The organism is Vibrio sp. 1CM2L (genome assembly GCF_023161695.1).
GTDB lineage: Bacteria > Pseudomonadota > Gammaproteobacteria > Enterobacterales > Vibrionaceae > Vibrio > Vibrio coralliirubri.
This window is the reverse complement of sequence record NZ_JALNTT010000001.1, coordinates 210,975-235,753: the sequence shown is the minus strand read 5'-3', so window position 1 is coordinate 235,753 and position 24,779 is coordinate 210,975. Positions and strand designations below refer to the sequence as shown.

23 protein-coding genes are annotated in these 24,779 nt (G+C 43.7%); 16 read left to right on the top strand and 7 right to left on the bottom strand.

Annotated features, from left to right (window positions below; all coding sequences use genetic code 11):
• Positions 1–114 precede the first annotated feature (114 nt).
• Positions 115–2,058: a methyl-accepting chemotaxis protein gene (locus MSG34_RS00970; protein ID WP_248336026.1), complete on the bottom strand. Its 1,944-nt coding sequence runs from the start codon at positions 2,056–2,058 to the stop codon at positions 115–117.
• Positions 2,059–2,320: 262 nt separating this feature from the next.
• Between MSG34_RS00970 and thiE the strand changes: the two genes are divergently transcribed.
• Positions 2,321–2,938, top strand: coding sequence for a thiamine phosphate synthase (gene thiE, locus MSG34_RS00965; RefSeq protein ID WP_248336025.1), 618 nt, complete (start codon positions 2,321–2,323; stop codon positions 2,936–2,938).
• A 130-nt stretch (positions 2,939–3,068) separates the two neighbouring features.
• On the opposite strand, the gene MSG34_RS00960 is transcribed toward thiE, so the two are convergent.
• Complete coding sequence (locus MSG34_RS00960) at positions 3,069–3,413, bottom strand: hypothetical protein (RefSeq protein ID WP_017064409.1); 345 nt, start codon at positions 3,411–3,413, stop codon at positions 3,069–3,071.
• A 406-nt stretch (positions 3,414–3,819) separates the two neighbouring features.
• Complete coding sequence (locus MSG34_RS00955; RefSeq protein ID WP_248336024.1) at positions 3,820–4,722, bottom strand: LysR family transcriptional regulator; 903 nt, start codon at positions 4,720–4,722, stop codon at positions 3,820–3,822.
• 137 nt (positions 4,723–4,859) lie between these two features.
• Between MSG34_RS00955 and MSG34_RS00950 the strand changes: the two genes are divergently transcribed.
• The 5 genes from MSG34_RS00950 (at position 4,860) to MSG34_RS00930 (ending at position 10,186) form a co-directional block, all read left to right on the top strand.
• Positions 4,860–5,288 (top strand): PACE efflux transporter, encoded by a 429-nt coding sequence (locus MSG34_RS00950; protein ID WP_248336023.1) that lies wholly within the window; start codon positions 4,860–4,862, stop codon positions 5,286–5,288.
• A 182-nt stretch (positions 5,289–5,470) separates the two neighbouring features.
• Positions 5,471–6,451, top strand: coding sequence for a helix-turn-helix transcriptional regulator (locus tag MSG34_RS00945; protein WP_348983358.1), 981 nt, complete (start codon positions 5,471–5,473; stop codon positions 6,449–6,451).
• Between the two features lie 241 nt (positions 6,452–6,692).
• Positions 6,693–8,069 carry an amidohydrolase family protein gene (locus MSG34_RS00940; protein WP_248336021.1) on the top strand — a complete coding sequence of 459 codons (1,377 nt, stop codon included), beginning with the start codon at positions 6,693–6,695 and terminating at the stop codon, positions 8,067–8,069.
• 86 nt (positions 8,070–8,155) lie between these two features.
• A complete protein-coding gene (locus MSG34_RS00935; protein WP_248336020.1) occupies positions 8,156–8,821 on the top strand; it encodes a DUF3299 domain-containing protein in 666 nt (221 codons plus the stop codon).
• A 153-nt stretch (positions 8,822–8,974) separates the two neighbouring features.
• Positions 8,975–10,186 carry a carbohydrate porin gene (locus MSG34_RS00930; RefSeq protein ID WP_248336019.1) on the top strand — a complete coding sequence of 404 codons (1,212 nt, stop codon included), beginning with the start codon at positions 8,975–8,977 and terminating at the stop codon, positions 10,184–10,186.
• Between the two features lie 96 nt (positions 10,187–10,282).
• Here the strand turns inward: MSG34_RS00930 and MSG34_RS00925 are convergent, their stop codons facing one another.
• A complete protein-coding gene (locus MSG34_RS00925) occupies positions 10,283–10,750 on the bottom strand; it encodes a hypothetical protein (RefSeq protein ID WP_019821783.1) in 468 nt (155 codons plus the stop codon).
• Positions 10,751–11,093: 343 nt separating this feature from the next.
• On the opposite strand from MSG34_RS00925, the gene MSG34_RS00920 reads away from it, so the two are divergent.
• Together MSG34_RS00920 and MSG34_RS00915 are read left to right on the top strand one after the other, a co-directional pair.
• The gene (locus MSG34_RS00920) at positions 11,094–12,098 is read left to right on the top strand and encodes a Solitary outer membrane autotransporter beta-barrel domain (protein ID WP_248336018.1); all 1,005 of its coding nucleotides are present in this window, start codon (positions 11,094–11,096) and stop codon (positions 12,096–12,098) included.
• Positions 12,099–12,216: 118 nt separating this feature from the next.
• Complete coding sequence (locus tag MSG34_RS00915) at positions 12,217–13,278, top strand: GGDEF domain-containing protein (RefSeq protein ID WP_248336017.1); 1,062 nt, start codon at positions 12,217–12,219, stop codon at positions 13,276–13,278.
• A gap of 36 nt (positions 13,279–13,314) precedes the next feature.
• Here the strand turns inward: MSG34_RS00915 and MSG34_RS00910 are convergent, their stop codons facing one another.
• Positions 13,315–14,310, bottom strand: coding sequence for a helix-turn-helix domain-containing protein (locus MSG34_RS00910; protein ID WP_248336016.1), 996 nt, complete (start codon positions 14,308–14,310; stop codon positions 13,315–13,317).
• Positions 14,311–14,469: 159 nt separating this feature from the next.
• On the opposite strand from MSG34_RS00910, the gene MSG34_RS00905 reads away from it, so the two are divergent.
• The 4 genes from MSG34_RS00905 to MSG34_RS00890 are packed head-to-tail and all read left to right on the top strand — an operon-like array spanning position 14,470 to position 18,383.
• Positions 14,470–15,591, top strand: a complete 1,122-nt coding sequence (locus MSG34_RS00905) for an HlyD family secretion protein (RefSeq protein ID WP_065676204.1) — start codon at positions 14,470–14,472, stop codon at positions 15,589–15,591.
• Positions 15,581–16,600 (top strand): DUF2955 domain-containing protein, encoded by a 1,020-nt coding sequence (locus tag MSG34_RS00900; RefSeq protein ID WP_248336015.1) that lies wholly within the window; start codon positions 15,581–15,583, stop codon positions 16,598–16,600. Before MSG34_RS00905 ends, MSG34_RS00900 begins: the two co-directional genes overlap by 11 nt.
• A gap of 22 nt (positions 16,601–16,622) precedes the next feature.
• Positions 16,623–17,723: an AI-2E family transporter gene (locus MSG34_RS00895; RefSeq protein ID WP_248336014.1), complete on the top strand. Its 1,101-nt coding sequence runs from the start codon at positions 16,623–16,625 to the stop codon at positions 17,721–17,723.
• The gene (locus tag MSG34_RS00890; RefSeq protein ID WP_017086389.1) at positions 17,724–18,383 is read left to right on the top strand and encodes a potassium channel family protein; all 660 of its coding nucleotides are present in this window, start codon (positions 17,724–17,726) and stop codon (positions 18,381–18,383) included. It begins immediately after the preceding gene.
• 112 nt (positions 18,384–18,495) lie between these two features.
• Here the strand turns inward: MSG34_RS00890 and MSG34_RS00885 are convergent, their stop codons facing one another.
• Complete coding sequence (locus MSG34_RS00885; RefSeq protein WP_052878650.1) at positions 18,496–19,035, bottom strand: DUF3332 domain-containing protein; 540 nt, start codon at positions 19,033–19,035, stop codon at positions 18,496–18,498.
• Between the two features lie 664 nt (positions 19,036–19,699).
• Between MSG34_RS00885 and MSG34_RS00880 the strand changes: the two genes are divergently transcribed.
• Positions 19,700–20,293, top strand: coding sequence for a hypothetical protein (locus tag MSG34_RS00880; protein ID WP_248336013.1), 594 nt, complete (start codon positions 19,700–19,702; stop codon positions 20,291–20,293).
• Between the two features lie 230 nt (positions 20,294–20,523).
• On the opposite strand, the gene MSG34_RS00875 is transcribed toward MSG34_RS00880, so the two are convergent.
• Complete coding sequence (locus MSG34_RS00875; protein WP_004731601.1) at positions 20,524–20,733, bottom strand: hypothetical protein; 210 nt, start codon at positions 20,731–20,733, stop codon at positions 20,524–20,526.
• Between the two features lie 622 nt (positions 20,734–21,355).
• On the opposite strand from MSG34_RS00875, the gene MSG34_RS00870 reads away from it, so the two are divergent.
• From MSG34_RS00870 to MSG34_RS00860, 3 genes are all read left to right on the top strand, one after another.
• Positions 21,356–22,735, top strand: coding sequence for a HAMP domain-containing sensor histidine kinase (locus MSG34_RS00870; protein WP_248336012.1), 1,380 nt, complete (start codon positions 21,356–21,358; stop codon positions 22,733–22,735).
• On the top strand, positions 22,732–23,364 hold the full coding sequence (locus tag MSG34_RS00865) for a response regulator (protein ID WP_248336011.1): 633 nt from the start codon (positions 22,732–22,734) through the stop codon (positions 23,362–23,364). The genes MSG34_RS00870 and MSG34_RS00865 overlap by 4 nt, the downstream gene beginning before the upstream one ends.
• Before the next feature lie 419 nt (positions 23,365–23,783).
• The gene (locus tag MSG34_RS00860) at positions 23,784–24,716 is read left to right on the top strand and encodes an ABC transporter substrate-binding protein (protein WP_048610912.1); all 933 of its coding nucleotides are present in this window, start codon (positions 23,784–23,786) and stop codon (positions 24,714–24,716) included.
• The last annotated feature ends 63 nt before the right edge of the window (positions 24,717–24,779 follow it).

The following is a 24,779-nucleotide window of genomic DNA, read 5'->3' as shown; positions in this document are numbered from 1 at the left end:
AATAGCTCTTAATTTAAAGCTTTTAACTAAAAGAAAGCCCCCGACACTTATGTGTTGGGGGCTTTTTATATTATTGGTTCGGAACCGTGTCAGCCGCGTTAAAGGCTAGTTGCGTTAGGTTCTAAATCGATTTACTTGGCTCTCTAGATGATGAGCAACCTCAGTTAAGTCGCTCGCTGCACCTGAAATGCTGCTGACCGATTCTTGGTTGCTTTGCGCGATGGTATTGGCACCTTGCGCGTTTTCACCCAGTGATTTGGTTAAGCAATCCTGCTCATCGACGGATATCGCGATTTGGCTGTTGGCCTGATTTAAATCTTGGATGTGTTGGTTAATCACATGCAAGTTCTGAGAAGCTTGTTGCGCCTGAGTCGAAGCATCAGAAACCGTGCTGTGACTCTCTTTGATCGATTCGAGTGCGTCTTTAGCGCCACGTTGTAGCGAGGTGATGAGTTCATCAATCTGGCTTGCTGAGTCTTGAGTGCGCTTAGCTAGCGTTCTCACTTCATCGGCTACGACGGCAAACCCACGGCCTTGCTCACCCGCACGTGCGGCTTCAATGGCAGCGTTCAATGCCAATAGGTTGGTTTGCTCAGATACACCTTTAATTACTTCAAGAATGGCACCAATGTTCATCGACTCTTTGTGTAGGTCCGTCACTTTTTGGCTGCTCACCTGCATGCTTTCATCGGCGCTACCAATTTCATGCAGTGTTTTGTCTACTTCTTTCAGTCCCATTGCCACATTCTCGGTTGCTTGGTTAGCAACTTGAGACGCGTGGTTAGCACTTGCAGCAATTTCTGAAGTGCTGGAAGCCAATTGATCAACGGCAGAAGAGATGTTGATCATTTCACTGTTCAATTGTGTTGCATTGGTCGAGCTGTTGTTTGTCACTTGATTCAGCGACTCCGACATCTCACCAATGCGCACACTAGAGCGGTTCACTTGGCCAACAATATCGCGCAGAGACTCAATGGTGATCTCCATATTAGTCAGCAGTTCGCCAATCTCATTTTTGCTCTCAATGTTCACTTCCACATTCAGGTTGCCCTGAGAAAGCTCGTTGGTGATCTGTTTAACTTGTGCGATGCCTTTGGTAATAGAGCGAGTCACCAACACGGCGCTCGTCATACCAATAACTAAAGCCACACCTGTCAGCAATATGATGATTTGAATCGAACGCTTTTCACTGGCTTGTAGCACTGGCGTGAGCGCTTGTTTCTGTTGCTCGAGAATACTTTGAGCGTCCGCGACCGCAATCGCTAAGCTGTCACCAATAGAGGCGAGGGTAGCGGTTCTTTGCGTGTTCTCAATCATCTGTTGATGAACTTGCTCAAAGCCTTTTGCATACGCTTCGCGTTGGTTAGAGAAGTCTTCGATCAGCTCACTTTGATAAGGCGATGATTTAAGAGATTCAATGTCTCCTTCAATACCTGGTAGCGCGTATTCAAAGATATCTTTACCCGCCTCATAGGTTTTGAGATCGTTGTTGTTTGAGTAACTGAGTACGGTGATCTTGGCTGCGAGGAAATTCTCCATCAACATGCCTGCGTATAAGCTCGCGTTTGGATCATTGTTATTGTAAGACTCATACAACAAGCTCTGAGCCGCTTTCAGTGCGTTGGTTTCTCGTTTGACCATCTCAACGTTGACCAGTTGGTCAATGAGGAGCTCACTCTGTTTCATTGACCCATAAGCCACATCAAACGCCGCCACGCTGTCTTGCACTAATTGCAGGCTAGCTAGACTATCGGTTTTGGTGGTGGACTGGATTAAGTTGTTGAGCAGTTCATCAATCGCAAGTTTGCTTGATTGATAATTCGTTTCGTACTGTTCATCCAATGACTCTAAGTAACGTTCAGAAGCTAAACGCATCTGAAGAAAGTGCACTTGAATGTTGCTTGATAATGTCGCTTTTTGGCTGAGTTCACTGTATTGGCTAAAGCCGTTCGACAAGGTTTGGATACCTTTGTAACTCACAAAGCCTGAAATGACGAAAAAGAGCAAGCAGATGGCATAACCCAGCTTGATCTTGAGCGCTATAGAAAGGTGGCGCATAACTATCCCTATATTTACCTGATTCCTTCACTGTGGAGTATTTCATAAAACAGCGTTCTGGGCATGCTTGAAGTGAATTCTTTGTGTAATAAGTAACGCTTTAGTTAAAAAATTCAGGTTTTTTGGCATGCTTTCAACGAGTTGCGTATCTGAAGGTGCGTGTGTCATTGAGCTAATTTAGTATTAACTTCCATGCACATGATGCGATTTGTCGGTAAAATGGTGCAACGCCAATTTTAGACATCGACTCCAAAGGTACGAAATGAACCCTTATAAGCTCTACTTAGTAACGGATGACCAACAAGATTTAGAAACGCTTAAGTTCGTGGTTGAACAAGCGGTTGCAGGTGGCGTTACTATGGTCCAAGTAAGAGAAAAACACGGAGACGTAAGAGCCTTCATTGAACGAGCACAAGCGGTTAAGTCGATTTTGGCTGGCTCCGGTGTTCCGCTGATCATCAATGACCGAGTGGACGTTGCATTGGCTGTCGACGCTGATGGTTTGCACTTAGGGCAATCGGATATGCCTGCAGAGTTAGCACGCCAGTTGATAGGTCCAGATAAGATTCTTGGGTTATCAATTGAAACTGAACAGCAGCTAAAACAAGCAGATAGTTTGCCGATCCATTACATTGGCCTCAGTGCGCTTTTTGCCACACCGACCAAAACGAATCTAAAGAAACACTGGGGTTATGAAGGCATTCAAATGGCTTTGGAAACAACGAAGTTGCCGATTGTGGGTATCGGTGGAATCAACGAGTCGAACATTCCGCAGTTGGTTAAGACCGGTATTCATGGATTGGCCTTGGTGTCAGCGATATGTCACGCAGAAAACCCAAAACAAGCGACGCAGGATTTACTCTCTCTAATGGGAGAGTGAAGGGGGAGTAGATACTAGAAAACAAATGAGGTTTGTCATCTGTTTTCTAGTGAAAGCACAAGCATGGAGTCGTGCGAGGTGTGCTTATCGATAGAGCATTTAAGGTGCTCTATCTAACACATCGTTTGGTCTATTGAATGCAAAGAGCAACCGTGCCGATGACCATAAGAACGATCGCAGCGTACCAACCGTATTGTGCTGTTTTATCAGCAACAAACACCTTAATGTAGTTGATCTCTTCATGCGCCATTGCGATGAAGTCCGTGTAGTTAATCGATAACTCACGGCTAGCTTCTTTCAGGTCTTGTTGAAGCTTGTTGAAAGACTCATCGATGAAGCCCTTTGTTTCCGAAGCAGACGGAGTAGCAGTTAACGCTAGGCTATTCCAAACCGCCATACGCGATTCATATTCGCTTTCACTGACACAATTAAGTACGCGTAAATCATACTCTCGTTTGTTACGCTCTTTACCCATTTTCTCAGGGCAAATATTTCTTAAAACGTTCACGACAAATTTTCCAAAAGGTTCATTTAGATATAAAAAAGCACTCAAAGAGCGCTCATAAACTGGGTGCGAATTAATATTCAAAAAGTGATCTATTTGAAACCGATATAAGCAACGGCAAGGCTGAGTGCTTATCTGGGAGATTTGAAGTTGGGTCAGTGGTGTTAAAGAGCGATTTGGGCTTGTTTATATTCGTTTGAAAAGACAAACCCGTTGGGATCGCATAGTAGTTATGTCACTTTGGGACATCAACTAGGGTGTTTTATCCACACGACAAAGATATTTATCGGCAAGATAAGCAGAAATGAGGTAGCGGTGGTGGGTTCCGTGCCGATATTGAATCTCTGAATTGACGATGTGTGAAGAACAGGGGAGCTTAGTTAGCCTGCCATTGATTGTATTGCAGTGAGTGTCCCTTAAGCTGCTCAATAAGGCTGGTGAGAACTGGGCCATTGATGTGGCTGCGAGAAACTAAACAACCCACTGGAGTAATCCAACCCCCATGCTCGTGTGAGACAGGTAGCGCCACAAGGTCGCCTTTTTGAATGCCTCCCATCACCATCATCTCAGGCACGTTTGCCCACCCCAGGTTCTGTTCAACGAGATCAACAATGGTCTTGTGGTTGTTGGCGTACCAAAGCATCGAGCTAATACCGTAGGTGAACCACAGCTCGCGCTGCTTTGAGCTGCGATGCACACATTGGCGATAGCGTTTGAGGTCTGAGTCTTGTACGACCGACATTTGGCTGAGTTCGTGAGTGGCAGAGCTAACGGTTAGGAAGCGCGCTTGGCCTAGCAAAAAGAAATCCATATCGACCTTAAGTTCGCCGTCCGCGTAGATGATGCCAATCTGTGCTTTTCCGCGTCTTACTAGGTCTTCAACATCAAAAGTTGAGGTGGTAAGTATATCAAAGTGTGTGATCGGGAATTGATCGGCCAGTGAGCTGATTATCTTAATGAAGTTCTTATCTATGATGCTTTCATCAACCGCAATGATCAGTTCGTGCTCATCTTCTTGGGTCAGCGATTCAACTTTTTGGTCGAAGTACTTTTGTTGGTCGAGAATCGACTTAGCCACAGGCAATAACGCTTTACCTTTGCTGGTTAAAACGGGGATGTTTTTCTCTCGGTTAAACAGCTCTTGGTCAATGGCAATTTCTAGGTTGGCGATCGATTGGCTGACCCCAGACTGAGCTCGTTTCAGTTTGCGAGCGGCGGCAGAGAAAGAGCCACTTTCACACACGGTGACGAAGACTTTTAGCTGCTCAAAACTGTACATGTTATCTCTCGCTCAATAAAAATGGGGCATATATGCTTAAGCTATCACTATTCGTGATGGCTGTTAACTTTCTCTTATTATTTCGGGTGACATAATCCTAGCTAATCCAACACATACTAGATAATTTAGAGGAATGTATGAGTACGTTAGAAAGAGTGTTCCACTCAGTATTATTCGAAGTATTGGCCGTCACACTGTCAATTATAGGTTTAGCGATATTTACTGATCACGATGTGAACGCCTTATCAGGAACCATGATAGTTGTTGCGACTATCGCAATGATTTGGAACTACTGTTTTAACCGTATTTTTGATTGTTATTTCACGGGTGAAAAATCAAAGCGTTCGATTAAGTTACGCGTTTTTCACGTCGTGCTATTTGAGGCTGGCTTGTTGATCGCGACGATCCCTGTGATGGCATACTTACTTAACGTGGGGATTTGGCAGGCATTTTTGATGGACATCGGCGTGACCATTTTTATTACCATTTACGCGTTTGTGTTTAATCTGATTTATGACCATGTTCGAGCATTCTGGGTACGCAGAGGGGAGCTCGCCGTTCAATAATCTACCAAGTCAGTAAACATGATTTTGGCCACTAACCGGTTGTTTATTCGTTATTTTGACGGAGATATTCGGTTAGTAGGCCTAGGTAACCCATCGTTTGTTCTGCTATCTTAAATAAGGTGATAATTTGAGTTTTTGAAAGAACAGATTAAGAGGAAAGGATGCCAGATACCTCTCAGATAATGACAGTGGTAGATAAGAAGGAAGTCGAGCTGTTTGCGGAACTGTTCAAACATATCGATGGTGAAATCTACACTTTGTTACGCAGTGCCAAAATCCCCAATGACATTCTCACCAGCAATGACCATTACGATTACCTCCCAGAAACCACTATAAAGAATGTGGTCAAGATTATGGGGGAATCAGCGTCGAGAGAAGAGTTTTCGCTGTTTATGTGGAGCTTTTGCAAGCAAACCTATGTACCAAGGTTTGTGGCTAAGCTAAGCCAGCAGGATTCATTGAAAAGTGCGCTAGACCAATTTGGTGAGCAGTTGAAGCTCATATCCAATGGGGCGAATGTCTATACCAAGCAATCCGGAGGCAAGTGGTGGTTTGTTCGCGAGAAGCCGTTTACTAACGCGCCTTGGTTTAAGTTCGCTGAACTGTTCTCTGTCATTTTCATCAACGAGCTGCTTTCAGTATTAACGCAAGGGCGTTGGAAGCCGTCTGAGGTTGGCATTCAAAGTGGCGATCTCGAATGTTTTCAATCTCTTCCACAAATGGGCACTGCTCAGTTTTATACACAGAGACCCGTTACTGCCTTTGAAATTCCAGAAGAAATCATGCTTGCGCCGATTGTTTTACCCAAAATTGCTCAAGTAACGGATCTCACTAAGCCTTTACCTAGCTCATTTCTGAGCGCTTTTAAGCTTGTTATAAAACCCTACCTCACAATGGGAAAACTGCCAATTAGCTTGGCATCTGAGATTCTGAATATTCATGTTAGGACGATCCAGCGTCGTTTGGAAAGTGAAGGCGTGGTCTACAAAACCTTGATTGAAGAGATGGTTCTTGAGCTGATCTTGGAATTGCTAGAGCAGTCCGATCTATCGATCACGCAAGTGGGCGCGAAGATGGGGTATTCCGATTCTTCCCACTTTACCCGAGCGTTCAAACGACAGATGAACATGACGCCAAGACAGTACCGAAAAGAGCACAGCTAAAAACAGTAAGTAAAAACCGGAGCCTGAACGCAGAATTATTTATTGTCACCAAATGGCCATTTATCAACCTTGAATACTGGCAATATCACTACTAAGTTATTGAATGTGGATAAGTTGTTTTTATTTTTTAGCGAGTGTCGCAACCAATAAAAACACCTTTGAAATCTCATGACACTCATTAGTAGTTACGGAATCGTTATGGGAAGTGGACGCCACTAACAAACGGAATCAAGGTGTAAAAATGAAAAATGCAGGCTTAAAGCTCTCTGTTGTTGCTCTTTCGTGTTCATTTGCTCTTTCTGCAAATGCAGCATCAACGCTATTTACTAATGTCGATGTGTTCAATGGTACTGAAAACAAATTGTACGAAGACCATCATGTATTAGTCGAAGACAATCTCATCAAACAAATCTCGGCAAACCCAATCGAAGCCAGTGAAGCTACCGTCATTGAAGGTGAAGGTAAAACGTTAATGCCTGGCTTAATCGATGGCCATGCCCACGTTATGATTAACTATAATTTTGGTGACATCGAAACCAATAAAGATCTCACTGACATCTCTATTCATGCAACGCAAGTGGCTAAGCGCTACTTAGATGATGGTTTTACAACCGTTCGTGATATGGGCGGACCTGCCTTCGGTTTGGCTCGCGAAATTGAGAGTGGCAATGTTGTTGGTCCTCGAATTTATCCGTCTGGTGCATTTATCTCTCAAACATCAGGTCATGGTGATTTCCGAGATAGAAGTGATCCCGGTTTCACGCCTAATTCGGTAGGGGATATTTCTAACTTTGAAAGAATGGGCATTGGCGCTGTAGCCGATGGCGTGCCTGAAGTTCTCAAAGCGACAAGACTGAACTTACGCAATGGTGCGACTCAGATAAAGATCATGGCCGGTGGTGGTGGTTCATCTCGATTTGACCCGATTGATACAACTCAATACTCGGTAGACGAAACCTGTGCCATCGTTGAAGCAGCAAAAGATTGGAACACTTATGTTGCTGCGCATACATTCAATGATCGCTCGGTAAACCGTCTTCTTGATTGTGGTGTAAAAACCTTTGAGCACGGATTCTTTATTAATGACGACACGATGAAGAGAATTGCAAAAGAGGGCGGATATGTTGTTCCACAGATGTGGGGGCTATCGCCAGATCTAGCAAAGAACCCGCTTATGCCTGCAGAAAAACTTCCTATGGTTGCTCAGCTTCAAGAGCAGTACGGTGACTACGGTAAACGCCTACTTGAAAATAACGTGAAGGTTGTTTTTGCATCAGACTATGTAGGTGCAGATTCGGATGCCGAGCGAGCTCGTCGTTACGAAATCTACTGGAGAACGCAAGCGTTTGGTAGCAACTTCGAAGTGTTGAAACAAATGACTTCTACAGCTGGTGAAATGTTAGCAATGTCAGGCCCTAGAGGCACAACCCAAGGCAAGTTAGGTGTTATCGAAAAAGGTGCCGTTGCAGATATTTTATTAGTAGATGGTAACCCATTGGAAGACATGAAGGTATTAGGTGCGACCACCGAGTGGTTTGACGCTGATCCTGAATACAAAACTATCGATACGATTAAATTGGTAATGAAAGATGGCGTTGTATACCGCAACGAAATGTAATCTTTGGCTTGATGTTTAATAGTTAGGTAGGGGAGTGTCTCCTCTACCTAACTTAGCTTAACGATGTTTTTGTGAGGTAAAGTTTCATGGTTATTTTGAAGCCAATTTTTTCGCTGTTTGTATTGTGTTGTTTGTCGTTTCCATCACTAGCTAACGAAGTGAAGGTTACATACTGGGACGAGCTAGTTCCAAGCATGGAGTTGATAGAAGACCCATTTCAAAAGCTTGATCGGAATCAGATGTTTGATATGGCGACCATTGCTCGCTTTAAAGACGCGCAAACTGAAGACGGTTTTGTCGCAAGTGACGAAGCAAAACAGGAAATAGTGGAAGTAACAGAAAGGCTCAAAAAGCAGGACGTGGATGTTGAAGCGCTGTTTGTTGCTCGTGAGCAGATTATGAAGCAACGAGAAGCGTTAGGTTTTAAACCAAATAATGAGGTTGTAGGCAGTAAGCATCGAATCCCTGGCTATATCACTCCGATTGAAATGGACGGAACTAAAGTTACTAAGTTCTTCTTAGTGCCTTCTGCAGGAGCTTGTATCCACACACCACCACCTCCAGCGAATCAATTGGTGCTGATAGATTACCCTCAAGGCATTGAATTAGTGAGCTTAATGACGCCGGTTTGGGTTGAAGGTGAGTTAACTGGGCATCAATCGAAAGAAAATGTGAATTACTCTGACGGCGCAGCCAACGTGCAGTCGGTATATGCGATGAAAGCGGACGGTATAGAGCAGTATCAACCTTAAGCTAGCGCACCAAGTGCGCTCCAATTTCATGTTGGAAGTATTTAAATCACCCAGTGTCATCAAATGACAATTTTCAATGTGAGTAATAACTAAAATAAAATTAACTTAAAAAGCACTGGTGAAATGATGAACTCAAGATTCTCAAAAATAAGTATGGCTATTGTGATGGCGGCAAGCCCAATGAGCGGCGTTGTTTACGGCGCTAACTTTGAAGGCCCAGATTCTGTTGAAAATACAATTGCAGAGCAGAAAGCACACAAGAAATCTTGGAGGGAGTCATTAGCTGAAGATGGTTTTACATTTGGTGCAGATTACTTTGCTTTGGGGCTGACCTCTGGGGATGGGGTTGGCGGCGATAGCGTTGATGCATCGTCGGGTGTGGCACGATTATACGGTTCATGGCATCTATTAGGAAAGGGCACACAGAACTCAGGTAGCTTAGTTTGGAAGGTGGAACATAGGCATGCCTATGGTGATACTGCGCCAAAAGACTATTCATTCGGCCCACTTGGCTATGTCGGTTCAATTGGCCCTGCATACAGTGACCAAGGGTTTCGTGTTACGGACTTAAATTGGAAGCAAAAAATCAACGATGGCAAAGGCACTATTGTTGTCGGTTGGCAGGATGTAACGAACTACGCCGATGTTTACGCTCTAGCAAGCCCATGGTCTGGTTTTACTAACTTGGCATTCTCGACAGGCTCTGGTGCGATGGGCTTACCTGATGATGGTGTACTTGCGCTTTCTGCTGGTCATATGTTGGGCGAGAATTTTTATGTCGTCGGTGGTATCGCCGATGCAAATGGTCAGTCAGATGATATTTTTGATGGCTTTGATACCGTTTTTGGCAGCGATGCCTCTTACTTCACCACACTGGAGTTAGGCTGGACGGCTTCGCAAGAGCAGATCTACACCGATAACTTCCATGTGACGTTATGGGATTTTGGTGACGATACGCGCCACAGTAATAGCCTTGCTGCGGAAGGTGGCTCGGGCGTTAACTTCTCATGGAGCCAGTTCATGACTGATCAGGTGATGCCGTTTGTTCGTGGTGGTTTCTCTGAAGGGGATGTTGCCCTTTACGATAAGTCGATTTCTGTTGGTATGGGTTACTTTGGATTAGGAAAACCGACCAACAACCTTGGTGTAGCGCTAAACTGGGCAGAAGTGAATGGTGACTCTTTTGCAGCTGATGCGAAAGCAATAAGCGGTAGCACAGAGCAGTGGACAGCAGAGATCTACTACAACATGCAGTTTGGTGACCATTTCCAAGTAACGCCTGACATCCAGTATATAAAGGATCCGGCATTCTCCAATGAAAGCAGCGCTTGGGTATTCGGTGTTAGAGCGAGAGTCTTTATCTAACAGCTCTGCTTGTTAATCGCTGAAACGTAAAGAATAGATGTAAAAAGTGAGCCTTGATAGGCTCACTTTTTTGTCTTAGATGTGAAAGAAAAGCGGCTATGCTTTTTCGGCTTTGGGCGTGTCATCGAGTGCGAAGTAGATCTTTGAAACAACAATCTCTGCGACCAAAATAGTGAATACCACAGCGAAGAACGCCACCACACCATTCCAAGGGCCTGTGAAGTCTACCTTGTCTCCAAATAAGATATTGATGGCTTCCAACATCACAAACTTAGAGCCCACCAAAATCACGTAACTGGATAAACCGCGATAAATCTTAGGTGCAGTCCCCGGTTTAGATTTGAAGTAATCCGCCAGTTTATGTTCTAAGCCGATAGACAATTTGAGCAATAGCTGCAGCAAAATCGCAGCTGCAAATGAGATGGTGAATGATTCGATATTGACAAAGTCCCAGTATTCATCAAAAAAATTAAGAACCGTTAAATCGACGAGTACCGCAAGCGTGTATCCGACAAAGAGTCGTTGGGGCGTATTAAATCCATATACTTTTTCTATATTGCTCATCTACTTCTTCCTGAGTAAAGGGTTATAAAAAACTTAGGAGTTAATCTTATAATTTTCAAACGCTTATTGTTTTATATGCGAAACAGGTCTTAAAGTCGGCTTGGCGCATTATGGTAAGTAAGGGTTTTAAGAATGATCCAAGATAAGACTCCAATTTAGACAGAGGCACATATGATTATTCATTTTAGAATCCAAGACGTAGAAGAGCTTTGGGGATCCATCGATTTGGCAACGCTCTTGCAGTTGGAACTGAGAGCAGTATCAACCACACCGTTAACTCTCTGATTGAAATAGTTAAGTTACCAATTACACTTGAAGCATAAGTTTGAATGGAGTCAACTTAATGCTTTCACCCCAATCGCTGTATTCCTCTTCTATTGCTCTGATCTTAACTGGCCTTTTTTCATCCTCGGCCTATGCCTCAAATGAAGCGATTCAAAATCGTTTAGAGAAGATCTTCGCGGCTTCTATTGCGTTGACTGACAGCGATGCCGTATCTATCGGCTTTGTTCATTTTGACCCTAATTCATTTATCAATTTGAACGACAATGGTTTCGGCTCCGATAAAACTATCGATACTCGAAGCCAAGTGAGTGTGGGCTCCATTCCTTATTCTTCGGTGATTAACACCGATGATCCTGATCTTGACCTTATTTGGTCTGTACGAGGGTCTTATGCGCTTTCTGAACAGGATATTGAAATCTCATCAGACGTGACCTCTGACCGTCGTGTGAATCCGAATAAAGACTCAGTATTAGGCCTGTATGGCTTTTTCGGGGTTCAAAATCATCTCAACCAGCACTGGTCTATCGCGTATGGCTTAGGCACTCACTTGCTCTATTACCGCAATAAATACGAATACAACAACAGCTACTCTCAAGCATTTCAATCTCAGCTAGACGGCTACGCGTTAAATACCTCAGCGTGGGCATTGATTGGTGAGCCGTCGGTCAAACTCAAGTATTTAAAGAAGCGAGAGTGGGGGAGCTGGAATGTCTCTTCTCGAGTGCGTTATTTCTATGGGACTGGATGGGGTGAAGCGAACGATGGCGATATCGGTAACCCTGAAGGGATGCGATTTATTAATGAACTAGAGTTTAGGCAAAATGTCGCGCTCGATGCTTGGACGTTAAACAACCCTCAAGTCCACTATAACTTTAGAAGAATCGATATAGCAGGGGATTTAACGGATCCTTTAGATACACACTATTACTATGAATTCGGTGCTGGGTTGGTGTTCGATGTCCCTTACGACTCTTACTTCTTTGATAACTTCGGTGTCGGCATTAACTTCAATTATGGCAGCTCACTCAGTGGTGGTAGTTTGCTCTTCTTACTCAATAATTAGCATAAGTTGTTGATCTTCAAAGTGCTCATATAATTTGAATTTGTATGTGTCGTAAAATGGTAAATATCTTAATCAAAACTTAGCCATCATAGTCATTCGCCCATCACCAGAGCAAACTATGAACAAGTTAAGTTATGACCGAAAAATGCCGCTATACGTGGTGTCTGCACTTGTCCTCAATATGGCATTTAGCTTGTGGTTGCTGAGTATTGCTTCTACGCCAGCCATGGTTTTTTCGGTGTGTGCGTTGTTATTACTTAGCACTCTTATTACCGCACGCCTTTATCGACATGAAATGGCTCAAAGCAAGAATAACTTGTCGGAAGCTATCATTGATGGTGTCGCAGGTTTTATCGTCCTCGATAGTCAATTGAGGGTCATACAAGTCAATCAACAGTTCTCTCGGGTTTCAGGTTATGCCTTTGACCAAGTCGAATCTCGTCCGATTTCTGATCTCTGTTTTATGAATAACAGCAGTCTAATCGCGACCATTACTCGCTCACTGAAGGATAACCAGAGATGGAAAGGTGAGTTGAGTGGCGTCAGTCGACTTGGCGAGCAGTTTACCGTAAACGTTGTGGTGGAAAAGCTAACTGAAATTCTGCCGCACAATAACAAGTACGTGGTGACCTTTACGGATATTAGCCGACGCAAGATATTGGAGCGTCGATTAAGAATGCTGGTGGAAACGGATTCACTGACAGGGTGCTGGAATCGACGCCGTTTTGATAACGACTTAAAACATTATTCAAACCTGGCAGAGCGTTATGGTTACACGCATTCTTGTCTGGCGTTGATCGATTTAGATCACTTCAAGGCTATCAATGATAATCACGGTCATGACCAAGGTGATTCAGCGCTGAAAGAGGTCGCTGAGCTGCTGAGAAACAACAGCCGAGACACTGACATCGTAGCGCGAGTTGGCGGTGAGGAGTTCGCTATCTTAATGCCAGAAACTAACTTGGCAGAAGCGTTTGAGGCGATGTATCGATTGAAAGAAGTGATTACTAAAGGGACTACATTGAATCTGACCGTGAGCAGTGGTGTGTCTGAAATACAGGCGCAAGCCGAAGCGACCTATCGCAGTGCAGATAAGGCACTTTACCGCGCTAAAGGTAACGGGCGAAATAGAGTGTGTAGCTCTAGCTCAGGCTGTGCGACCTCCATCGCGCTTGGCTAAGGTTGGTCGCACTTAGCTAATCGGTTAGAGTGGTATCTAAGCCGAGATTGAGCGTTGGTAAATCTTCGGCGTAAGGCCAGACACACGCTTAAACGCACGGGAAAAATGAGAGATGTTGGTGTAACCGAGCTGGCTAGAAATGTAGGTCAGCGTGTGGCCTTCTTCCATCAGCTCGCAAGCCACAGAAAACATCAGGTTCTCTTTGATCTTTCGATAAGTGGTGTTTTCATTCTTGAGTTTGCGTTGGAACGTTCGCACTGAAAAGTTGAGCAGCTCTGCCGCCTCTTCAAGAGAGAGGTCTTGCTCTTTCATGTACGGTTTTAGAAGCTCATAAATACTATCGGTAAAGCTGGTATGCCACTCAATAAGCGTCGGCTTTGCACTGAGTTCTTTAGAAGTAAGACGGATTGGGAGTTGTAAGATCTCATCAGGAATCTGCACAGCAGTCGACGAATGATCAACAAACAGTTGGCAATTACTTGATACCAGTGTTTTGACGACATCGATGTCATGCCCTTGCAAGCGAACCTTAGTCGGTAACCATGGTGATTGCGACAAAATGGTTATTAACTCGATGATATAAATAACAGCGAAAGCTTCGCCCCATTGAAACATAGGGGAATTGTCTTCTGGGGCTGTGCGGCAAAACCAATTCTGACCGTGTTCTTGAATAAACTCGACTCTACTGCCTGGTGAATCATAGGCAAAGATGGAATTGATCTGTTTTAGTGCATCACCAATGGTTTCGAATTCGGTAAATTGATGCAAGACATTTGGGATGATTCGACGTCGAAATGCGAGTCCGAGAATATCGGTGAACCGAGAAACACCAAGTTGGGCGGATGTCAGATAAATCAAACGTTTAATCGATTCTGATGGCACGAAGTCGCTTTCTGATTCGATGAGATCCGGCGGCAAACCAGAATCTTTGAGCAAAAGGTGAAGGTCGAGACCATAGTCAGAAAAAACCTGAACCAAAATTTTGGCGTAGTTCGTTTGAATTACCGGGACTTGGTAGTGACTAGAGCTCATTAGAATACAATCCTGTATATATTGTCGCATTATTAGACGTGCATATCATTTGCAACGTTTTGTTTACTAAATCTAACCCTATTTACTTGAGTTTTCCATTACCGGGTTTATTTTTAAAGTATTAATTTTGTTGATGTTAGTTATCTAGAAGGGAGCCCCATGTCAGAAGTCAACGGGAATACGCAAGAAGCCAAGGAAGAAGTTGGCCAGCAAGAAAATGGAAAAGACAAAGTAAGAAAGGTCACCAACTACTTACTGTTGTTCGTGGCGTTCATGTTGATCTTCAGTATTATTTCAGACCGCATCATTCCTATTACTGATAATGCTCGTGTAAAAGGTTATATCGTTCCAATCAAGCCTGAGGTGTCGGGTAAAGTACTCGATATTCTTGTTCAACCTAACCAACTCGTTAATCAGGGCGACAAGTTAGCCATTTTAGACGAGTCTGATTACCAAATAGCCGTCCAACAAGCCGAGCAAAATTTAGAGATCGCTGGTCAAAATGTCGGCGCGCAAACCGCGAGCATTGCTTCAGCCCAAGCGAAACTCACTTCAGCGATTGTTGAAAGACAAAACACCAAACTGCAAGCTAAGCGTGTTTTAGAGATGGCCGATAAAGGTGTCGTTTCTAAATCAGATGCAGATAAAGCGCGAGCAGCATTAGCAACGTCTCGTGCGGCGGTTGTGAATGCAGAAGCTGACCTTGACCGTGCTAAGAAACAAATGGGTAAAGAAGGCGAAGAAAATAGCCAAGTGAAAGCGGCGTTGCTGGCACTTGAACAAGCTCAATTGAACCTAGAGCGCACCGTGATTACCGCACCAACACAAGGTGGTGTCTCTAACTTTAGCCTGTCTGAAGGGTTTTATGCATCGGCAGGGCAAGCAATCATGACCTTTGTTTCAACCGAAGATATTTGGATTGAAGCTTATTATCGAGAGAACAGCCTAGGTAATGTTGCCGTTGGTGATGAAGTTGAAGTGGCATTGGATTTCGCACCGGGCAAAGTGGTAAAAGGGCGCGTAAGTAGTATCGATTGGGGTGTTGATTGGGGGCAAAATGATCAAGCAGGTAAGCTTGCGCAAGCTAGCCAACAAACGGGTTGGTTGCGCCAAACACAGATGCTTCCTATCACCATTGAATTTGATAATGAAGAAGTGACAGGCATGCTCCGAGTGGGTGGCCAAGCGGATGTGATTGTTTATAGCGGCGATAACTTTGTGTTCAACGCGATAGGCAAGGTATGGATTCGTTTGATTAGCGTATTGTCTTATGTCCGATAAGCCGATTCCTGACCAACAAACACAGCAACGTATCCTGCGATTTACTGTCGGGGTCACGTTGGCTGTTTTCTTGGCGGCGTGGATAAACTGGCCACTTGCGTTTGTGGCGCCAGTGTTCACTGCTAAGTTCTTAATTGATAAGCCAAATCTCCATAAGGAAACGGTCTACGAATTGCTCTTGGCCGTGGTGGTGACAATGGGGTTAGGTTTATTGCTATCGCGAGGAATTACCCATTATCCAATCCCATTGTTGATTTTAGTGGGGCTAATGATGCTTTGGGGCTACTACTTGTTTGTCGACCCAAAATGGAACCTGTTTGCCACCATACTGTTGATTGCGGTCTTGATGTTGCCATTCATGGCGATTGATAACCCCGGCGTGTCGGTAATGCTGGCCTCTGGCTTAGCGACCTCTGGTGTGGTTTCAGTGATGATTTTTGCGTTAGTGCATGTGTTTTTCCCTGAGCCTAAATCAGAGTTCTCAGGCTTCGCTGCTGCGCCACTCGAAAAGAAACAGCGTTGGTATGCGGCCTTTAGGGCGATGATTATCTCCTATCCAGTAGTTTGTTTTTTCTTTATTTTTCAAATATCTGAAGCTTTACTGACAATGATGTTCATTGCGTTGTTATCGTTGATGATTACGTCAGAGAAGTCGATAAAGTTGAGCGCTTTTCTGGTGATAAGTAATGGTATTGGGGGATTGCTGGCGATTGCTGCTTTTTCAATTCTTTCTATAGTACCCAACATTGTCTTCTATTCTTTGTTTATAGGACTTATTGCCATTTTTATGGCTACCAAGATCTACACGGTTCCCGAAAAAGCACCTATTTTCGCCACTGCATTTAGTACGTTGCTCGTACTGGTTGGTAGCACATTGATGAGCTCCGGTGATATCGATAGCAACACTCTTATACGCATATTCCAATTAGTGTTAATTGGCATATATATGATTTTGGCTTCTCTATTCCTAGAAACACGGAATTGGAAGTTCCTACAAAATCAGCCTTAATTTTGTCTAACAAGGACGTCTCATGAAGTTAACCGATGATTTTTCAAAACAGGCGATAGACGCTGCCATCAAGATCGCAGCGATTGCCATGCTCGTGTATTGGTGTTTTTCGATTTTGCGCCCATTCATTCTTTTAGTGATATGGGGTGCGATCATTGCGACTGCGTTGTATCCAGTGGCGGTCGCAATTTCAAATAAAACCGGGATGTCGAAAGGTAAAGCCAGTGCATTGCTGAGCTTTATTGGTGTGATTATTCTGTTTATTCCTTTGGCGGCGCTTTCTTCTGGTATCTACACCAGCGCGACTGACCTGATGACAGGGCTTCAAGATGGCACATTGTCATTGCCTAAACCGAAAGAGTCCTTACAAGATATTCCATTCATAGGTGAGAAGGTTTATTCAACCTTGGTTGCTGCCTCCAACAATATTGAAGGCACTTTCATAAAGTATGCGGACGAACTTAAACAGTTCGCGACGAAAGCGGCTTCTGTTCTTGGCTCGCTAGGTGGTGGCTTTATTCAGTTCATTATCTCTACCATCATTGCTGGTGCATTCATGAGTAATGCCGATAAATGCAAAACCGGCGTGACTCACTTAGTGGCGCGTTTAACGGGCGGCAAAGGTGAAGAATTGGTAGAGCTTTCTAAATCGACCGTGCGAAGCGTTGTACAAGGTGTGATTGGTGTTGCTGTGATTCAATCCATGATGTCGGCAATTGGTTTGGTGATTGCAGGCGTTCCTGCGGCTGCGTTTTGGGCGCTAGCTGTACTGCTCATTGCGATAATCCAACTTCCACCGATTCTTGCTCTATTACCTGCGATCATCTACATGTTCAGCGTTGAATCGACACTGGCGGCGAGCTTGTTCTTAGTGTGGTGTATTTTAGTGAGCGGCAGTGACGCTATCTTGAAGCCAGTATTGCTGAGCCGTGGCTCTCATATTCCAATGTTGGTTATTTTACTTGGTGCGCTAGGCGGAATGGCGATGTCAGGCATCGTCGGTCTGTTTGTTGGTGCTGTGATATTGAGTTTAAGCTATGAGTTGATGATGGCGTGGCTTGGACTTGAAGAGAAAAACCAACAAGAAACTGAGAAAGAATCAGCAGAGGCAGAGGAAAAATAGATGAAGCCAGTCTCTAAAGACGACAACTTCTACTTCTTATTCTATGCACTGTTGGTGTTGTTTTTTGGTTGCGCGGTGATGCAGCAGTTTTATCCGCAAGGCCAAAAAACAATCCTATTTCTCATCATCATTACTCTGGCGAGTTCAATTGTCGGTATTCATAAAGAGCGAGCCTTGTATCGCTCTTGGTACGGGCTGTTATTGATTACGGCACTCGTGTCTGGCGTGTTTTCATTTTTGGAAGGTTATAACCTGTCGATAGTGACGCTATCGGCGTTGGCTGTGTTCTTGTTTTCACACATTTATTCAGCATTAAAGCAGGTAATGAAAGCAAAAACGGTGACGCCTAATCACATCATCGGCTCAATCTGTATTTACTTGTTGTTAGGGTTTGCTTGGTCGACCATCTACTTGTTAATTTTAGAGATCTTTCCGAATGCCTTTAACGGGTTAGAAGAGCAAGTCTGGCTGACAAACTTGTTCAATGCGATGTACTTTAGCTTTATCACCTTGACTACGGTTGGTTACGGCGACATATCACCAGCTCTGCCTATTGCTCAGTTCTTCGTTTTTATGGAATCCATTATCGGCAGCTTTTACTTAGCTATCATGGTGGCGAGTTTGGTGAGCATTCGACTTGCACAGTCTCAGTCCCAATAGAGCATTTACAAATAATAGAGCACATACAAACAAGCCCGACAATTGCCGAGCTTGTTCTATTTTATGAGCTTCAAAGTCTGTCTAAGTTTGAACTCTTTGTGGGCGATGAACCTTAAGCTTCAGTACCTTGAATCTTCTCTAATTCAGCAATAGTCGTTTGCGATACAAGCTGACCATCCATGTAATAGGTAACGTTTTGACCGTCTTTTATGCCCGTTAGAGTCGCTGTTTCACCAGAGGTATAGACGATGTCCATTTGAATTGTGTTTTCGTCAATCTTAATCATCTCACCCGTTTCAATGGTGCGATTGTTTGAAATTGGGCCTACAGGGGCTTCTTTCAGGCTTGGGTCTAGGTCGTCGTTCACTTCGAAGTGTGTATCTGTTTTTGTATCAAATACGTGTGGCGAACCGCTGATAGGGTTTTTACCTGTCCAGAATTCAAGTGAGTTGAATACCACATAGTCTGCTGCGGTTGTAATACCGTATACAGGCGCTAATAAGAAGTTTACACCTGCACGGGCATAGCGGTTATCTACAACTTCAACGTTAAATTTCATCACTTTCCCTGTTACGGCGTTACTGCCGATACAACCAGTTAGCGCAGAAGCCAAAACCGTTAGTCCTACAATTTTAAGTGCAATCTTTTTCATTTTAGTACCTGTATAAGTTAGAAGTCTGTTTCGTTGGAACAGGTGTAGTATGGTTTTTATTCGATGGTCAGTTTTACCATTTAGCGCCACTGACGATATAAAATGCACTCAGACTTTTGGCATAAATCTAGGTATAAAGTGAGGTATAAAACTGGGCACAAAAAAAGCGCGACCTAATAGGGCGCGCTTTGGGGTATTTAGATAAGTCGTAATGAAAACAACGACTCTAATATAGAATTACTTCATCACGTAGGTATAAGCCGATACGACAAGCCAGCGGAAAAATCGAAATAAAAGGGTAGTGGCTTTAAAGGCAAATTTGGCAATGGATACCATTGCTTCTGAACCAATGCTTACGCACTTATGCAAATCGGATTCTTTGTATTCTGAATAGGTCATCTGTCTTCTCATTTCTCGCGGTTGTCTTTCATATGTAAGTAACGACTCCTGTCTGGCGATATCCCCTGAGCACGTAATGTACGAATTTTCGCCGGTGGAGATTTACCATTTCATGCCATATGGATTAATAACTAGCCAAAAGAGAAAGGGCTGAGAGAATTTAACGGCATAGCGAGGTGTAACTGATCAAGTTACCGAAAAAACGAGGGTAATAGTGGTATGATCGCGGGCTCAGCACCATAAGTAATGAAGAATAGGAAACAGAATGACTCACCTTACCGAACAGCAAGAAGCTGCAATGGCGACGTTTAAGGAAAACTTACACCTTCCAAACGGTGGTTTTCATAAACTGATTATCGAGCTAAGTAAGGAGTATCAGCTGCCTTTCCAAAAGGTGCGTGCGGTTTTAAAGAAAGCTCAAAAAGACGTTGAACGCCAAATACGAGAAGACTTTACCAGCGTTGATGACACAGTACTGAGCCAAGCGAATTGGGTACACATCATTAAGTCGAAGCTTGTTGAGTTAGCGGAAAAAAACCAAACGGTCATGGATAAGCTGCAACAAAACCTGAAGTATCAAAAAGTGTTGTCGGCAATCGAGGGTTCAATCGCAAGCGAAGACGAACGTGACGAGTTGATTGAAGAGTTGATTCAAGCTTATGAGAAAGAGGTGTTCAAACCGTTACTGGCGATGCTGCATACAACAAAGCTGTATTGGAAGTTAATGCTGGTGGATGAGACATGTAAGATGAATGAGGAGAATCGCGAGAAATTCAGTGATTACCCTCAACACATGCAAGCTGCAGAACACTTATATACTCTTGATCAGAAGTTAAGGTCGATGCCGTTAACTTATTAGTCCAGGAATGCACTGATAATGACTCATTGGCGATTCAGAGTTTGATATAAGTTGGTTTCAATAGAAGTACGATAACCTAGCTAGCGTTAGCCGCGTGTGAAATGCAAAAAGGGCTAGGTTTCTGATCTGTTTTACTTCTACTCTATTTTGTTCTGCTAGAGCGAATTGAGGGTGACATCTTTTACATCTTTGGGACTAGATGGTGTTTCTTTTGTAGCCTATGGGAAATGCTATAGGAGTGTGAAATGTCCTAGGGTGTTTCCGTTGCCTGAAACGATAGTTCCGATGCTTTCTCGTTCATTAAATTCAAAGTCGATGAGATAACTGTGATGTTGTAGCTTGGGCAATATGTGGCGGTGGAGTATATCGCTATTGAGCTGTCGAATCTCGGTGACCCATGAAATCTCTTCTTTGTGTAAGTCTATTTTAATCTTGAGCATTTATTACCTTTTAGTTTATTGACTGTTTTTTCGCGTGATAGTTGGTACCAATGGGTTTGTCGTGTTGTTCTGCGTGACATAACTGTGCCTTGTGTTTATTACATTTGTATTTAAGTGATCGATCTATTCTGACTTCGCTGATAAAAGAGCGAATGACGAGAGATCGGTAGTAGGATCGAATTTAAAAGCTATTGAATGACTATCTGGGTGAAAGCTGACGCAGAGATGGTGTAACGAGGGAATCGAGAACTGTCTATGTGGAACTTGGACTTACTTTAGCATTAACAGCTCTATAGATTAGAGCCAGGTGGCGAACTATACGCCTAGTTTTTAAAATTACAACCCTAATTTCAATTAAATTCAAAATATTTTTGGGTGATTTGTCATCGTTTACTGAAGGTTAAATGAGCGAAGGTCAGGGGATTTACCATGATATCTGACTGATGCTTGGTTTCTCATCTGTCCGTCTTAAGTATAATTAGTGATTTAAATTGAAACGTCAAATTCACTGAGCATTAACTATCTGTTATATATCACCTTTACATTGTAAATTACAAATTGTAACTTTTGGGTCAAGTGTTGTGATTGCAGGGTTTGAGGGCTTTGTTTACACTTAATGCTTATGGATATATTAGTCGTATTTACCCTTTATCTGATCTACGGTTTGGCTTTCTTCGCCATCGGTTTTTCTGTTGTCTTTAGAAACTATAAAAACAGCCAGATCAGTATCTCCAAACTTCTCCCGATCCTTGCCATCTTTGGCTTTGTTCATGGTGTTCATGAATGGTCTGAGCTTTATTTGATTCTCTATCAAGACCAATTTCAACGTTCTCAGTCGATCGAACTCTTCAAGGTATTCAAATTACTCTTTTCTTACCTCGCCTTAGGCGCCTTTGGTTGGAAAATGCTGGATCTGTTTGACTGGCGTTGGGTGAAGTGGGGCAAGATCTTCATTAGGCTGTTACTGGTCGCGTTTACTTTGAGCTTAGTTGATCGCTTTGATGAACAAGCATTTACCGACTATATCAACATCAGTAATAGTCACATCCGAGTGTTGTTCGGCTTAGGCTCAGGCCTGTTGGCTGGTGTCACCATGATCATTTACGGCAAACAGTTTTATGATGTTGAGCACCAAGCTGCGTCTCCTTTTGTTTATACCGGCGCTGCTTTGATCTTCTATGGTATTACTTCGGGCATTTTGAGCTCTGAATACGGCATCTGGGTTATCTTCTTAAGAACAATGTGTGCTTTGGCAACGCTTCATTTCTTGTGGAAAGCGCTGCGAGTGTTCGATAGAGAAAGAGAACTGCAAATTGAAGCCATGGTGCACCGCTCGTTTCAAGACGAAAAGCTTAAGGAATTAGGCGAGCTGACTTCAGCTGTTGCTCATGAAGTGAAAACACCGCTGAGCAGCGCAATGATGAGTTGCGATTTACTCGAGAAAAGACTGCCTGATGATGAGAATGTGGCTAGGCAATTGGTGAGGATTCGCAGTGGCATCGAGCGCGCCGCTCATATCAGTCAAGAAGTGCTGAATTATGCCCACCATCGAAAGGTGTCATTCAAAGCGGTGGGTGTGCGAGGTTTATGTCAATCGTCGCTTTCGCTGGTGGAATACCGACTGTCAGACTTTGATATCGAATTGGATGTTAGTAAGAAATTGCAAGTGCATGGCGACGCGATTCATCTAGAAGAAGTGCTCGTCAATATACTGGTAAATGCTGTTGATGCGAGTGAGCATACTAAGAGTATTTCTATCTCGGCGTATCCATTGGGCTCTAATGTGATCATAGAGCTCACCAATCGTGGCCCTGCTATTCCGGAAGATGTGATCGAGAAAGTGATGCAACCTTTCTTTACCACTAAGCCGGTAGGAAAAGGGACTGGAATGGGGCTGGCTATCTGTCGACAAATCATGACGCAACATCATGGTGAACTTACCTTGCATAATATTGAGAACGGTCTCATGGTGCGACTACAACTACCTAAGGCAACCCAATGAAATTAAAGCTATTGCTTGCAGAAGATGATGAGCAATTAAGAGAAGTGTTGGTCGAGGCGCTGGCACTCGAAGAATTTGACGTTGTTGCGTTTGATAATGCAGAAGATGCGTTGGATGCAGCAGGGGAGGAGACGTTTGATCTTGCCTTGTTTGATGTGGTGATGGGGGGCATGACAGGTGTTGAAGCCTTATCTAACTTGCGCCGATTGCAACCTAAAATCGGGATTGTGATCACCACGGCGTTCGCGACGGTGGATGTTGCCGTTGATGCAATGAAAAAAGGGGCGGACGAGTTCTTAACCAAACCCTTTAATTTGGCGGCACTGTCGGTAACGCTTAGAAGGGTTTATGCGGAACGATCTCCGCAGACTCCTGTGGAAGAGCGCAGTAACGACCAGGTGTTTAGTGCATTAGCTAACCCAATTCGACGTGCGGTGTTGAATCACTTGAGTATTCATCAGAAGTTAAAATTTATGGATTTATGCCGCGTTGTGGGAATTGAAGACCATACCAAGTTCAATTTCCATTTAAGGCAATTGGTGAATAGTGAATTGGTGAAAAAAGGAGAAAGCCGTATTTACTCCCTCACTCGTCGCGGAAAAGAAGTGCATTCGAGCATGCTCAAGTAAACGCTGAGGTTTTTGTTATCTTTTTGATAAATAAGGATTAAAATCTAAATTTCTTACCAACCGTTTTTATGGTTCACGCAAAGAATATCGTGGGCCATTGGTGTGTTCTGTTCTTGGCTTCTCCATTCCATATCCTCGTTATATCGCCGTTTTTGTACATTCATACCTGCCATTGTTAGCAGCCTAACAAAATATGAATACTCACTTTTACGTTTCTGAATAATAAAGTTGTTGTGTCGCCAATTTAGTGCAAATATAATTGATAATAGTTCTCACTTGCGTTACAAGTTTGTTGTCAATCCAATGACAGACTTTAAATTATCGTTATTTAGCAGTTGTGTACGCCCCATGCTCGTCTATGAGTAATGTGACTTTCATTGTCATGAGTGGTGGTTTGTCTCAATGGCAAAGGAAGAAACATGAAGAAAACAATCAATTCAGTTCGCCAGTTATTGAGCGGGCTTGCCATCGTTCTAGCATCATCATTCATGATGACCGCGCATGCGGAAACCGTCACCATTGAGCATGTAAAAGGCACTGCGCAGTTTACTGAAGTACCACAGCGAGTGGTGGTTCTAGGCCACGGTAGCTTAGACGTGCTTGATAAAATTGGTGTGCAGCCAGTTGGCGCGCCTCATAGCTTGCTGCCTGATTACCTAGCTTCTTACAAAGATACTACGGCAAATACAGGTTCATTAAGCGAACCTGATTTTGAAGCTATCTACATGTTGAAGCCTGACATCATCATCGCGGAAAACCGCATGCTTAAGGTTTACGACAAACTGGCACAAATTGCTCCGACCATCATGTTCTCTATTGAAGGCGACAAGTACTGGGCTGATGCTCAGCAAAACTGGCGTGCGCTAGGCGACATCTTTGGTAAGCAAGCTGAAGTTGAAGCGATCATTAAAGAGACTCAAGCTTCTATCACAGCGGTAAACGACAAAGTAGCGTCTGACGAAACTTCAGCAATGATGCTAATGAACAACGGCAACAACATTGCGATGTTCAACAAAGGCAGCCGTTTCTCAATCATCTTTGATGACTTTGGTTTCGTGGAATCAAAGAGTGCAACCGTGGCTCCGATCAAGGGAACACACGGCAACCTAATCTCTTTTGAATACATTGCTGATGCAAAACCTGAAGTGCTTTACGTGCTTGACCGTGAAAAAGCGATTGGCAAATCAGAAGGTCGCGCTCAACAACTGTTTGATAATCCACTGGTTGCGGCAACACCTGCAGCGCAGCATGGCAACATCGTTTACCTTGATTCAAGTGCTTGGTATCTGGCTGGTGGCGGTGTGACAGCGATTCACAGAATGCTTGGTGACATTGAACGTACGATTCAATAGTTACTAACTATCAGATTTTCGGGCTTATAAGAGTGTTCTTATAAGCCCTTTTTCACTTTTTTA

What these genes read in the sequence shown, in the direction of transcription:
- MSG34_RS00970 (WP_248336026.1), bottom strand. Translation starts at nt 2,058, where the DNA reads ATGCGCCACCTTTCTATAGCGCTCAAGATCAAGCTGGGTTATGCCATC.
- thiE (WP_248336025.1), top strand. Translation starts at nt 2,321, where the DNA reads ATGAACCCTTATAAGCTCTACTTAGTAACGGATGACCAACAAGATTTA.
- MSG34_RS00960 (WP_017064409.1), bottom strand. Translation starts at nt 3,413, where the DNA reads ATGGGTAAAGAGCGTAACAAACGAGAGTATGATTTACGCGTACTTAAT.
- MSG34_RS00955 (WP_248336024.1), bottom strand. Translation starts at nt 4,722, where the DNA reads ATGTACAGTTTTGAGCAGCTAAAAGTCTTCGTCACCGTGTGTGAAAGT.
- MSG34_RS00950 (WP_248336023.1), top strand. Translation starts at nt 4,860, where the DNA reads ATGAGTACGTTAGAAAGAGTGTTCCACTCAGTATTATTCGAAGTATTG.
- MSG34_RS00945 (WP_348983358.1), top strand. Translation starts at nt 5,471, where the DNA reads ATGACAGTGGTAGATAAGAAGGAAGTCGAGCTGTTTGCGGAACTGTTC.
- MSG34_RS00940 (WP_248336021.1), top strand. Translation starts at nt 6,693, where the DNA reads ATGAAAAATGCAGGCTTAAAGCTCTCTGTTGTTGCTCTTTCGTGTTCA.
- MSG34_RS00935 (WP_248336020.1), top strand. Translation starts at nt 8,156, where the DNA reads ATGGTTATTTTGAAGCCAATTTTTTCGCTGTTTGTATTGTGTTGTTTG.
- MSG34_RS00930 (WP_248336019.1), top strand. Translation starts at nt 8,975, where the DNA reads ATGGCTATTGTGATGGCGGCAAGCCCAATGAGCGGCGTTGTTTACGGC.
- MSG34_RS00925 (WP_019821783.1), bottom strand. Translation starts at nt 10,750, where the DNA reads ATGAGCAATATAGAAAAAGTATATGGATTTAATACGCCCCAACGACTC.
- MSG34_RS00920 (WP_248336018.1), top strand. Translation starts at nt 11,094, where the DNA reads ATGCTTTCACCCCAATCGCTGTATTCCTCTTCTATTGCTCTGATCTTA.
- MSG34_RS00915 (WP_248336017.1), top strand. Translation starts at nt 12,217, where the DNA reads ATGAACAAGTTAAGTTATGACCGAAAAATGCCGCTATACGTGGTGTCT.
- MSG34_RS00910 (WP_248336016.1), bottom strand. Translation starts at nt 14,310, where the DNA reads ATGAGCTCTAGTCACTACCAAGTCCCGGTAATTCAAACGAACTACGCC.
- MSG34_RS00905 (WP_065676204.1), top strand. Translation starts at nt 14,470, where the DNA reads ATGTCAGAAGTCAACGGGAATACGCAAGAAGCCAAGGAAGAAGTTGGC.
- MSG34_RS00900 (WP_248336015.1), top strand. Translation starts at nt 15,581, where the DNA reads ATGTCCGATAAGCCGATTCCTGACCAACAAACACAGCAACGTATCCTG.
- MSG34_RS00895 (WP_248336014.1), top strand. Translation starts at nt 16,623, where the DNA reads ATGAAGTTAACCGATGATTTTTCAAAACAGGCGATAGACGCTGCCATC.
- MSG34_RS00890 (WP_017086389.1), top strand. Translation starts at nt 17,724, where the DNA reads ATGAAGCCAGTCTCTAAAGACGACAACTTCTACTTCTTATTCTATGCA.
- MSG34_RS00885 (WP_052878650.1), bottom strand. Translation starts at nt 19,035, where the DNA reads ATGAAAAAGATTGCACTTAAAATTGTAGGACTAACGGTTTTGGCTTCT.
- MSG34_RS00880 (WP_248336013.1), top strand. Translation starts at nt 19,700, where the DNA reads ATGACTCACCTTACCGAACAGCAAGAAGCTGCAATGGCGACGTTTAAG.
- MSG34_RS00875 (WP_004731601.1), bottom strand. Translation starts at nt 20,733, where the DNA reads ATGCTCAAGATTAAAATAGACTTACACAAAGAAGAGATTTCATGGGTC.
- MSG34_RS00870 (WP_248336012.1), top strand. Translation starts at nt 21,356, where the DNA reads ATGGATATATTAGTCGTATTTACCCTTTATCTGATCTACGGTTTGGCT.
- MSG34_RS00865 (WP_248336011.1), top strand. Translation starts at nt 22,732, where the DNA reads ATGAAATTAAAGCTATTGCTTGCAGAAGATGATGAGCAATTAAGAGAA.
- MSG34_RS00860 (WP_048610912.1), top strand. Translation starts at nt 23,784, where the DNA reads ATGAAGAAAACAATCAATTCAGTTCGCCAGTTATTGAGCGGGCTTGCC.